The organism is Hyphomonas sp., from assembly GCF_046313975.1.
Classification (GTDB): Bacteria; Pseudomonadota; Alphaproteobacteria; order Caulobacterales; family Hyphomonadaceae; genus Hyphomonas.
Map to the genome: position 1 here is coordinate 23,258 of NZ_JBKBXB010000036.1, position 11,441 is coordinate 34,698.

Annotated in this window: 10 protein-coding genes; 5 read left to right on the top strand and 5 right to left on the bottom strand. The window is 66.9% G+C overall.

Features of this window, described 5'->3' with window-relative positions:
• Positions 1-3: 3 nt before the first annotated feature.
• From ACK4TE_RS12310 to ACK4TE_RS12325, 4 genes are all read left to right on the top strand, one after another.
• On the top strand, positions 4-1,740 hold the full coding sequence (locus ACK4TE_RS12310) for a type I secretion system permease/ATPase (RefSeq protein ID WP_409911819.1): 1,737 nt from the start codon (positions 4-6) through the stop codon (positions 1,738-1,740).
• Entirely contained in the window at positions 1,733-3,049 is a 1,317-nt protein-coding gene (locus tag ACK4TE_RS12315; RefSeq protein ID WP_409911820.1) for an HlyD family type I secretion periplasmic adaptor subunit, read from the top strand. Before ACK4TE_RS12310 ends, ACK4TE_RS12315 begins: the two co-directional genes overlap by 8 nt.
• A gap of 120 nt (positions 3,050-3,169) precedes the next feature.
• Positions 3,170-4,459 (top strand): 3-hydroxyacyl-CoA dehydrogenase NAD-binding domain-containing protein, encoded by a 1,290-nt coding sequence (locus ACK4TE_RS12320; protein WP_409911821.1) that lies wholly within the window; start codon positions 3,170-3,172, stop codon positions 4,457-4,459.
• Complete coding sequence (locus ACK4TE_RS12325; RefSeq protein ID WP_409911822.1) at positions 4,456-6,069, top strand: GMC family oxidoreductase; 1,614 nt, start codon at positions 4,456-4,458, stop codon at positions 6,067-6,069. The genes ACK4TE_RS12320 and ACK4TE_RS12325 overlap by 4 nt, the downstream gene beginning before the upstream one ends.
• A 42-nt stretch (positions 6,070-6,111) precedes the next feature.
• Here the strand turns inward: ACK4TE_RS12325 and der are convergent, their stop codons facing one another.
• The 4 genes from der to panB form a co-directional block, all read right to left on the bottom strand.
• Positions 6,112-7,644, bottom strand: a complete 1,533-nt coding sequence (gene der / locus ACK4TE_RS12330; protein WP_409911823.1) for a ribosome biogenesis GTPase Der — start codon at positions 7,642-7,644, stop codon at positions 6,112-6,114.
• Between the two features lie 49 nt (positions 7,645-7,693).
• Positions 7,694-9,046 carry a PQQ-binding-like beta-propeller repeat protein gene (locus tag ACK4TE_RS12335; protein WP_409911824.1) on the bottom strand — a complete coding sequence of 451 codons (1,353 nt, stop codon included), beginning with the start codon at positions 9,044-9,046 and terminating at the stop codon, positions 7,694-7,696.
• Complete coding sequence (locus ACK4TE_RS12340; protein WP_409911825.1) at positions 9,043-9,762, bottom strand: hypothetical protein; 720 nt, start codon at positions 9,760-9,762, stop codon at positions 9,043-9,045. Before ACK4TE_RS12340 ends, ACK4TE_RS12335 begins: the two co-directional genes overlap by 4 nt.
• 78 nt (positions 9,763-9,840) lie before the next feature.
• Positions 9,841-10,668 carry a 3-methyl-2-oxobutanoate hydroxymethyltransferase gene (gene panB, locus ACK4TE_RS12345; protein WP_409911826.1) on the bottom strand — a complete coding sequence of 276 codons (828 nt, stop codon included), beginning with the start codon at positions 10,666-10,668 and terminating at the stop codon, positions 9,841-9,843.
• A gap of 52 nt (positions 10,669-10,720) precedes the next feature.
• Between panB and ACK4TE_RS12350 the strand changes: the two genes are divergently transcribed.
• Positions 10,721-11,125, top strand: coding sequence for a hypothetical protein (locus ACK4TE_RS12350; protein ID WP_409911827.1), 405 nt, complete (start codon positions 10,721-10,723; stop codon positions 11,123-11,125).
• Positions 11,126-11,129: 4 nt separating this feature from the next.
• On the opposite strand, the gene ACK4TE_RS12355 is transcribed toward ACK4TE_RS12350, so the two are convergent.
• On the bottom strand, positions 11,130-11,441 hold a 312-nt coding region (locus ACK4TE_RS12355; protein WP_409911828.1), incomplete at its 5' end, for an NnrU family protein.

Genomic DNA, 11,441 nt, shown 5'->3' on the forward strand with positions numbered 1-11,441 from the left:
CCCATGACACCGGCCGCCGCGCGCAAGGACACCGAAGAACTGAAGACCGCCCTGCGCGCCTCGCGCGGCGTCTTCTGGCATGCCGGCGGCTTCAGCCTGTTCGTGAACCTGCTGATGCTCACCGGCCCGCTCTACATGCTGCAGGTCTATGACCGCGTGTTGTCATCCCAGTCGGTGCCCACGCTCGTCGCGCTTACCCTGCTCGTGCTCGTCCTCTACGGCACGCTCGCCGTCCTAGAATGGGCGCGCGCCGGCCTGTTCAGCGTCATCGCCTCGCGCTTCGAAGGCGACCTTGGCGAGCGCGCCGCCGCTGCCTCGATGGCGCTCAGCCTGGCAGACCCCGGCAAGGCTACCGACCGCCCCTTGCGCGACCTGCGGGCCCTCCGCCGCTTCATCGGCAGCCCCGTCCTCGGCGCCATCTTCGACGCCCCGTTCAGCCCGCTTTTTCTGCTCGTCCTCTTCATGCTCCATCCGCTGTTTGGCTGGTGGGCTTTGTTCGGCGCAGTCGTCCTCATCGTCCTTGCCCTGATGAACGAACGCAGCTCCGCCCGCCTGACGCGCGAAAGCGAGGAGTTCGAACGCCTCAGCACGCTGCGCTCGTCCGAAATGACGCGCAATGCCGAGGTCCTCAAGGCCCTCGGCATGGGCGCCGCCATCCGCCGCCGCTGGCAGGCCGCCTTCGATGCGGGCGACAGCGCCTTCGCCCGGTCGGGCCGCATCCTGTCGGGCTTCTCCTCGGTCACGAAAGCCTTCCGCCTCTTCCTGCAGTCGGCCATCCTCGGCCTCGGCGCCTGGCTTGCGATCAAGGGCGATGCCTCGCCCGGCGCCATGATCGCCGCTTCCATCCTGATGGGCCGAGCCATCGCGCCGCTTGAGCAGATCGTCGGGCAATGGCGCGGCATTGCCACCGCCCGCGAGAACTGGGCCTCGCTGAAAGCCGCGCTCACGAACATCCCGGCGCCCGCCGCCGCCATGCCCCTGCCGCCCGTCCGCGGCGCCATCAGCCTCGAGAATGCCTATGCCGGCCCGCCCAGCGGTGAACCGGTCCTCCGTGGACTGAGCTTCGATCTCGCCCCCGGCGAGGTCCTCGGCATCCTCGGCCCGTCTGCCGCCGGCAAGTCCTCCCTCGCCCGCGTCCTCACCGGCGCCTGGCCGGTCGTCTCCGGCCATGTCCGCCTCGACGGCGCCGATATCACCCAGCTGCCTTCCGACACGCTCGGCCCCCAAATCGGCTACCTGCCCCAGCAGGCCGATCTCCTCTCCGGCACGGTGCGCGACAACATTGCCCGCTTCCGCGATGACGCCTCACCCGAGGCCATTATCGCCGCCGCGCAGGCCGCCGGCTGCCACGACATGATCCTGCGCCTGCCGAAAGGCTACGACACCGATATTGGTCTCGGCGGCGCCTATCTCTCCGCCGGCCAGCGCCAGCGCATCGGCCTTGCCCGCGCCCTCTTCGGCAACCCGAACCTGATCATCCTCGACGAGCCCAATTCCAATCTCGACGGCCCCGGCGAAGCGGCCCTGCAATCGGCCATCGCCGCTGCCAAGGCGCGCGGCGCCACCGTCATCATCATCGCCCACCGCCCCAACGCCATCGTTCACTGCACCAAGCTGATGGTCATCGACGAAGGCCGTATCCGCGAGTTCGGCCCCGCCGACACCGTGCTCGCCAAGGTCATGCCGAAACAGGCCAGCGTCGTGCGCCACATCCGGCCGGGAGAGGGCGGCAATGGCTGATCTCGCGCTTCCCGCCAATTCCTCCGTACGCGGAGGACTGCTCAGGCAGTATGTCTTCGCCGGCTGGGGCATTGTCGCCCTCGTCTTCGGCGGCCTTATCGCTTGGTCCGTCTTCGCCCCGTTCGAAGGCGCCGTGCTCACCTCCGGCCAGATCTCCGTCGAGTCCAACCAGCAGGCGGTCCAGCACCTCGAAGGCGGCATCGTCCGCGAAATCTATGTCCGCGAGTCCGATGCCGTCACAGAGGGCCAGAAACTCCTCTCCCTCGACGCCACCTCGACGGATGCCTCGCTGCTCGCCCTCGAAGCGCGCCTCTACGGCCTCCTCGGCAACGAAGCCCGCCTCGTCGCCGAACGCGACGGTACAGACACGCTGACCCTGCGCCCCGGCTTTGAAAGCTTTGCCTCACGCCCCGACATGCAGGCAGTCCTCGCTGCGCAGGAGACCCTGCTGAAAGCCCGCGGCGCAAATCTCGGCACGCAGGGCACGATCCTCCGTCAGCGGATCGATCAGCTCAACACCCGCATTGCCGGCATGCAGAACGAAATCACCGCCAAGGATGACCAGATCGCCCTCGTCGATGACGAGATCAGCCGGTTCGAAACCCTGATGGAGCGCGGCCAGGCGGTCGTCACCCGCGTCCTCGCCCTGAAGCGCGACCGCGCCCGCCTGCAGGGCGAGAAGGACGGCCTCGTCTCCGACATCGCCGCCACCCGCGTCCAGATCGGCGAAGCGCGCAGCGAGATCGCCCGCCTCGATCAGGGCAACCGCGAAGCCGTCCTTACAGAACTGCGCGACGTGCAGACCCAGATCGGTGAACTCACCGAACAGCGCACCGCCCTGCTCGACCGGTCTGGCCGTCTCGACATCCTCGCCCCGCGCTCCGGCCGCGTCCTCGGCATCCGCGCCCACACCGTCGGCGGCGTCATCCGTGCCTCCGAACCGATCATGTACATCGTGCCGGAGAATGACCGCCTGGTCGCCCGTGTACGGATCAGTCCGGCCGATATTGACGAGATCAGCATCGGTCAGCGCGCCGTCCTGCGCTTCAGCGCCTTCAATCAGGACACCACGCCCACATTCGAGGGCACCATCATCAAGGTCTCTGCCGATGCCTTCGCCGACGAGGCTACCGGCGCCGCCTTCTACGAGGCCCAGATCGAAATCCCGGACGCCGCCCTCGCCTCGTCCCGCTTCACCCTGCTGCCCGGCATGCCGGTCGAGGCGAGCCTGACCACCGAGAGCCGCAACGTCCTCAGCTACCTCGTGAAGCCTCTGACCGATTCCCTCTCGCGCACGTTTCGGGAATAGCGCCGCGTCAAAGCGCGCGCCACCTGCCCCCCTTTCATTCGCCCGCCTTCGGGGCATAAACTGCCCCAAGTCATCACCGGCGCGCCCGCCGGTGGGGAGGATGCAGAAAAGGATAAGCAGATGCCCGCCATTTCCATGTCACCCAATGAGGTCTCTGACTATATCGCACAGGCCGGGCGCGATGCCTGGATTGTTCCGGATGTGCCTGCCGGCACGCCGCGCCGCACCATCCGCAAGGTCGGCGTCATCGGCGCCGGCACGATGGGCGGCGGCATTTCCATGAACTTCGCGAGCGTCGGCATTCCGGTCGTCATCCTGGAACAGAAGCAGGAAGCCCTCGACCGCGGCCTCGGCGTCGTGCGCGCAAACTACCAGAGAAGCGCCGACAACGGACGGTTCCCGCAGGAAGAGGTCGGCGAACGCATGGCGCGCCTCACCGGCACGCTGGACATGAGCGCCTTTGCCGATTGCGACCTGATCATCGAGGCCGTGTTCGAGGACATGGACCTGAAGAAGCGCATCTTTGCCGATCTCGACCGGATTGCGAAGCCGGGCGCGATCCTCGCCACCAACACCTCCGCGCTGAACATCGACGAGATCGCCGCCGCCACGAAACGCCCCGAAGACGTCATCGGCCTGCACTTCTTCTCGCCCGCCAATGTGATGAAGCTGCTCGAGATCGTGCGCGCCGACCACACCTCGAAAGAGGTTGTCGCGACATCAATGGACCTTGCACGGACGATCAACAAGGTGGCCGTCCTCGTCGGCGTCTGCCCCGGCTTCGTCGGCAACCGCATCCTGTTTGCCCGGCAGGCGCAGGCGCAGAGACTCGTGAACAAGGGCGCGATGCCGTGGGATGTCGATGCCGCGCTCAATGCCTTCGGCTTCCGCATGGGGCCCTACCAGATGTCCGATCTCGCCGGGCTCGACATTGGCTGGAAGAAGGGCGCGAAGACCGCCAACCCGATCCGCGACGCCCTCTGCGAGCTTGATCGCCGCGGCCAGAAAACCGGCGCCGGCTATTACGACTATGACGAAAACCGCCGCCCCATTCCGTCGCCCGTCGCTGCGAAGATCATCGCCGAGATCACCGGTGTCGCGGCGGGTGCTGCGCCGAGCGCAGATGAAATCATCGCGGACTGCATCCACCCGATGATCAACGAAGGCCTGAAAATCCTCGAGGAGAAAAAGGCCCTGCGCGCCTCGGATATCGATGTCGTCTGGCTGAACGGCTATGGCTGGCCGGCCGACAAGGGCGGGCCGATGCTGTATGGCGACATGGTCGGCGCAGAGGCCGTGCTCGCGACGATGGACCGTCTGGGTAAGGAGGATGCGCGCTTTGCCCCGTCCGCGACGCTGAGACGGCTCGCCAAAGATGGTGGCCGCTTCACTGAAGTCCAGCCCGGGTGACATCCGCCGCCGCGCAGCCTTTTCCGGGCGACTATGACTATGTCATAGCCGGCGCCGGATCGGCCGGCTGCGTCGTCGCGAACCGGCTGTCGGCTGACCCGCGCAACCGTGTGCTGCTGCTGGAAGCGGGCGGCAGGGATAACTGGATCTGGTATCACATCCCGGTCGGGTATCTCTTCGCCATCGGCAATCCGCGCTCGGACTGGATGTTCACCACGACACCGCAGCCCGGCCTTCACGGGCGGGCGCTCGCCTATCCGCGTGGCAAGGTGCTTGGCGGCTCCTCCGCCATCAATGCCATGATAAGCATGCGCGGGCAGGCCGAAGACTATGACACCTGGGAAAGCCTTGGCCTGCCGGGCTGGGGCTGGGGCGAAGTGCTGCCAGTCTTCCGCGAGATCGAGGATCATTTCCTGGGCGCCAGCGAGCATCACGGCACCGGCGGCGGCTGGCGCGTCGAGCCGCCGCGTGTCCGTTGGAAAATTCTTGACGCCGTTCGCGATGCTGCCTCCGAAATTGGTATTCCGCCAACGGAGGATTTCAATACCGGCAACAATGAAGGCGCCGGCTATTTTCATGTGAACCAGAAGTCGGGCCGGCGCTGGTCTGCCGCGCGCGGATTCCTTGACCCGGTGCGGCGCCGCCCGAACCTGCGGGTGGAGACAGGCTGCCTCGCAGATGCAGTCACCTTCGACGGTCTCAGCGCAACGGGCCTTACCTTCCGGCAGAATGGCCAGCCCTTCCATGTCCGGGCCCGCCGCGAAGTCATCCTCTGTGCCGGCGCCATCGGCAGCCCGCAGATCCTGCAACGCTCCGGCCTTGGGCCGGTGCACGTTCTGAAGGATGCGGGCATCGCGCCGCGCGCCGATATGCCCGGCGTCGGGGCAAACCTGCAGGACCACCTGCAGCAGCGCGCGATCTACAAGGTTTCCGGGGCCCGGACGCTGAACCGCGCCTATCACTTCCCGCCTGCACTTGCCGGCATGGCGCTCGACTATGCGGTCCGCCGCCGCGGGCCGCTGACGATGGCGCCGTCCCAGCTCGGCATCTTCGCGCGCTCGGACGACAGGCAGGCCCGGCCCAACATCCAGTTCCATGTCCAGCCCCTTTCACTCGACAAGTTCGGGGAGCCGCTGCACCGTTTCTCCGCCATCACGGTCGCCGCCTGCAACCTGCGCCCCACTTCGCGCGGCACGGTGCGGATCACGTCCGCCGATCCGGACGCCCCGCCGCTGATCGACCCGAACTATCTGTCCACGGAGGAAGACCGCGCGGTTGCCACCGATGCCATCCGCCTTACCCGGCGCCTGATGCAGCAGCCTGCGCTGAGCCCCTTCCGCCCGCAGGAGCATGTGCCCGGCGAGGCGGGACCGGAGCGCGACCTTGCCGATCTTGCGGGGGAGATCGGCACGACGATCTTCCACCCCGCCGGCACCGCGAAGATGGGACCCGCTTCCGATCCGATGGCGGTCGTCGATGAGGCCCTGCGCGTGCGCGGCGTGGGCGCGCTGCGCGTCATCGACGCCTCGGTCATGCCCCTCATCACGTCCGGCAACACCAACACGCCGACCATCATGATTGCCGCCAAGGCCGCCGCCGCGATCAGGTAGTCGAGAGCCGGTGGAGGCCGGATACCGGGCGGGAAGCAGCCGCTAATCGTCCCGCCGCTTGTAGCGCGGCGGACCGTCGGGGCCGACTTTGCCTGCATACGGATTTTTGCCCTGGCGCACGAACAAGCGGATCGGTACGCCGTGCATGTCGAACGCCTCGCGGATGCCGTTGATCAGGTAGCGCTTGTAGCCTTCCGGCATCTGGTCGCCGCGCGAGGCGATCAGCACGAAAGTCGGCGGGCGCGCCTTCATCTGCGCCATGTAGCGCGGCTTGATGCGCTTGCCCTGCACGCTCGGCGGCGGATGGTGCTCCACCGTATGGCGCAGCCAGCGGTTAAGGTCGCCGGTCTTCACCTTCGCAGTCCAGTCCTTGTAGACCTTGACCACCGCCGGCATCAGCTTCTCGACATTGCGCCCGGTCAGGCCGGACAGGAACACCACCGGCGCCCCGCCGCCATTCGGCACCAGCCGGTTGGCGAGGTCGCGGATATGCCGCGCCGCAGCATCCGGGTCCTGCACGGTATCCCATTTTGACATCACCAGCACGAGGCCGCGGCCTTCACGCAGCGCAATGTCGGCAATCTGCAGGTCCTGCTTTTCCAGCGCCTCATGCGCGTCCATGACCAGAGCAACGATATCGGCATATTTCAGGGAACGGATGGTTTCCGCTGTCGACATCCGCTCGAGGCGTTCCTGCACTTTGGATTTCCGGCGCAGGCCCGCGGTGTCGACTAGGCGCACCTGCCGGCCTTCCCATTCCCAGTCGATCTGGATGGAATCGCGCGTAATGCCGGCCTCCGGCCCGGTCAGCAGGCGCTCCGACTGGATCAGCTGGTTGATCAGCGTCGACTTGCCCGCATTCGGCCGCCCGACAATCGCTAGGCGGATCGGCTTCGGCGCGGCTGGCTCGGGCACATCTTCGGGCGCGTCGCCTTCGGCGGCTTCGATGGCGGCCACCAGCTCATCATCCGTGATCGAACTATCCTCGATGTCGATATGCGCCAGCTTGTCGAGAATGTCGTCTCCGCCGCCGCCGGCATAATCGGGCTCGGCCTCTTCCAGCGCCCGCTCGAACGCCTCTTCGCCGAGCGCCGTGCGGATCGCCTCGTACAGTTCCGCAAAACCTTCGCCGTGTTCCGCCGACAGGCCCACAGGCTCGCCGAAGCCCAGGCGGAACGCGTCCAGCACACCGGCCTCGCCCTGCCGGCCTTCCGCCTTGTTCGCCGCCAGCACTACCGGCACGTTCGCCTTGCGCAGCAGCATCGCGAAGGTCTCGTCCTCCGGCGTCACGCCGACGCGCGCATCCACCAGGAACAGCGCAAGGTCAGCTTCGGCAATCGCGGCCTCCGTCTGCGCGCGCATCCGCGCCTCGAGGCTGTCATCGCGCACATTGTCGAAACCGGCGGTATCGATCAGCAGCAGCGGCAATGAGGCCAGCCGCCCGTCGGCCATCTTGCGGTCACGCGTCACGCCCGGCTGGTCATCGACCAGCGCGATCTTCTTGCCTGCAAGGCGGTTGAACAGGGTGGACTTGCCGACATTCGGCCGTCCGACAATGGCGAGTTTCAAAGGCAAGGCTGCAGCCTCTCTGGTTAATCCGGAGGCCGCAGCGGAGAGCCCGGCCTTAATCGATGGCGATCAGCTTGCCCTTGTCCGTCAGGACATAGAGACGCCCCTGCGCCGCAATCGGCTCGATATACACGGTCTCGCCCAGCTTCAAAGAGCCCGTCTGCGAACCGTCTTCCGGCGAGAAGGCCAGAAGCTCGCCGCGCGACGACACCAGGATCACCCGGCCAGAGGCCACAACCGGAGCCGTATAGCTGATTGGCTTCTTCTTCTTTTCCTCGTTCTGGAACGAAGGCAGCTGCTTCACCCAGTAGGCTTCGCCCGTGGCTGCATCGAGGCAGGCGAGTTCATCGCCGGTGCCAAGCACATACAGGAAACGCCCTACCAGAGCCGGCGCCTTGGTCGATCCGACCGGCGCCGTCCACACGCGTGCGCCGCTGCGGCCATCGATGGCCGCCGTGGTGCCGGACTGGCTGGAAACGAACACGAGGCCCGATCCAAGCACGGGGCGCGAGCCGATATCGTTGATCTCGGAAATCGGCGTGAACCGGCCGGACTGCGCCAGCGCATCCGTCCACAGCCGGCGACCGTTGGCGGCAAGGTAAGCGATGATCTCACCGGAGGAGAACGGCGCGATGATGAAATCTTCCACCGCCGCAGCGCTCGGGCTGCCCAGCACGCGGGCGGATTCCGAAATCGCCTGGTCGCTCCAGCTGGTCTCGCCGGTCGCGAGGCTCAGCGAAAAGACTTCGTTATTGTTCGAGGCCACAACCACGCGGCCCTCGGAAATGGTCGGCGATCCGGTCATCGGTGCGCCAAGTTCGCGGCGCCATTTCTGCGCCCCGGTGGCCGCATCCAGCGCCAGCACATAACCATAGCCGCTTGCCACGATCAGCGTGTCGCCCGCCACGGCAAGCCCGCCGCCCAGCGCCGCCTTGTCGCGCTTCGAAATCCCTTTCAGCCGCTGGCTCCACACTTGCGCGCCGGAGCTCAGCGAAGAAGCGCGCACCGTCTGCGCCGCATCCAGCGTGAAGATCGTCGTCGCATTCGTCACCGGCGGAGTGGTGATCGCCGCCTTGTTGGTCGAGCCCTTGCCGATCGACCGGCGCCAGACCGTGCGCAGCCTTGGCGCGGCCTCGACATGCCCGGACACTTTCGTGGCCGTACTGCCGGCTTCCGTCCAGGCGTTCACCGGCGCGGCCGGCGGCAGTTCGATCGCCACCCCGGTCAGCGTCGTGCTCGGCTCGATCCTGGAATCGTCCAGCACCATCGTGACGCGGCCCGCACGCTCCTCGGCGCGCAGTTCTTCTTTCTTGTTGTTCCCGCCAAAGCTCGGAAGGCTGCTGCACGAGGCAACAGCTAGCACAGAGGCCAGGGCCGCAACCGCGGCGCCGCTACGCGAAAATTTCATTGTCCGGTCTCCTCGGGCGCTGCGGCAGGCGTTTCAGCCTCGGCCGGCGCAGGCGTTTCCTCATCGGTTTCAGGGGCCAACGGCAATGCCGCCAGCGCGATCTCGGCCCGCTGGATCACACCGGCCGGTGCATTGGCATCAAACTTCAGCCCGTTGAACATCTGCCGCGCGCGGGCGATATCACCCACCGCTGCGGCCTTCGAGGCGACCAGCTCCCGCGCCATCGCGCCGAGCGCCGTATCCTCGGCCGGCAGCGTGCCCAGCGCCGTCTCCAGCTCGTCCAGCGTCATCGCATCGGCCTTGAGATAAGCGGATTTCAGCAGCCCCAGCCGCTCGAACGGCCCGCCCTCGATGGCGCCCACGGAAGCCAGCGTTTCCGCCGCCGCGGCCGGGTCGCCCATGCCCTCGATCTGTGTCTGCGCCAGGTAATGCGCTGCCAGCGGCGACAGTTTGGTATCGGCCTCGATGATCGCGCGGAACGCATTCGCGGCTTCCTCATACTGGCCTTCTTCCAACGCCTTGACGGCGTTTTCCAGCTCAAGCGCCCGCTCGGCCCGGGCCTGCGCGGCCTGCGGCTTCAGGACGAACTCGTTGACGGCCACGGAGCCTACCAGAACGACCACGGCGCCATAAACGAACGGCCGCCAGCGCTTCCACCAGCTTTCCAGCTTCTCCTGGCGGACGCTCTCATCGACTTCGGTGAAAATGTCGGTCAATCGGGGCTCCGGGGGCAAAAGGCTGGATTCGGCGCGAACCTAGACGGGGCGCAGCCCCGCTGCAACGGATCAGCGCTGTTAGGCTTCAGGTTTTCGCAGGCTGTAGGTCTCGGTCTTGCCCGGAAACCGCCGCGTCCGCACGTCCTCGGCATAGGCCGCTGCCGCCCCGGACACGACACTGGCAAGGTCCGCATACTGGCGCACGAATTTCGGCGTCCAGTCGAACAGGCCCAGCATATCGTGCGTCACGAGAATCTGCCCGTCACAGGCCGCCGAGGCCCCGATCCCGATGGTCGGGCAGCTCACCTCGGCGGTGATCTCCGCCGCCAGGTCCTCCGCCACGCCCTCGATCACGATTGCGAAAGCCCCGGCATCCGCCGCCGCCCGCGCCTCGGCCACCACCCGGTCGCGCTCGCTGACCGTGCGCCCCTTGGCCCGGAAGCCGCCCTCCACGTTGATCGCCTGCGGCCGCAGGCCGACATGGCCCATCACCGGAACGCCGCGTTCCACAAGATGGCTGATCTGGTGCGCCGCATACGCCCCGCTCTCGATCTTCACCGCCTGGCAGCCCGTCTCCTTCATGATCCGCGCCGCATTCAGGAAGGCCTGATCGGCATTCGTCTCGTAACTGCCGAACGGCATGTCGACGACCACGAACGCCTGCTGCGACCCGCGCATCACCGCCTGGCCGTGCAGGATCATCATTTCCATCGTCACGCCCACCGTCGAGGGCAGCCCGTGCACCACCATGCCGACACTGTCGCCCACCAGCAGAACATCTGCATGTGGGTCCAGCAGCGCCGCAGTCGGCGCATCATACGCCGTCAGGCACACCAGCGGCGTGCCCCCCTTCGCGGCGGCGATATCCTTGACGGTCTTGCGGGCGGTCTGGCTTTGCTTTGACATGGCGCCTGCGATAGCTTCTCCCTCGCCGCCTCGCAAGGAAACAACAGGGTTAATGCCGATGCCGCCTGCCCTTCGCTCCCTTGCCCTCTGGGGCGCCGCCTATGGAGCGCTCGGCTTTGCCGCCGGATTCCTTTTCGGCGCCCTGCGCGAGCTGGTGCTGATCCCCGGCATGGGCGAACGCACCGGCCACCTTGTCGAGTTCCCGATGGTCACACTCGCCGCCTGCGCCATCGGCCTCTGGATCGGCATGCGCGCGCAGGCCTCGGCGCTCGGCATCGGCCTGATCGGCGTCGCCGTGCTGATCGCCTTCGAGAGCACGCTCGCGCTCGGCTTCGCCGGCCTCAGCCTCGCGGACTACCTTGCCCACTATGACATCACGCGCGGCGCGCTCTTCCCCATCGGCCTTGGCCTGATGGCGCTCGCCCCGCTGGCAGGGCGCTGGCTGAAACGTACCTGACGCCTCAGCCTGGCATCACTGCCACGCCGAACAGCACCGGATGCAGCCAGAGCAGCAGCGCCGCGTACGCGCCGAGCCCGATCACGACCGCCGCAACATCGCCCATCACGTTCACCGGCGCATCCGCCGGCGGGCCATTGTCGCCGCGCTTCTTCAGCGCGATCCGGTCGATCACCGCATAGGCGAGGAAACTGCCGAACAGGAAAATCGAGTTCCACTCCCAGTTCGCCAGCAGGTGCGCCACCGCCCAGATCTTCACCGCCACCAGCATCGGATGCTTCAGCATCTTCCTGATATATCCGGTGGGCGTGTACGC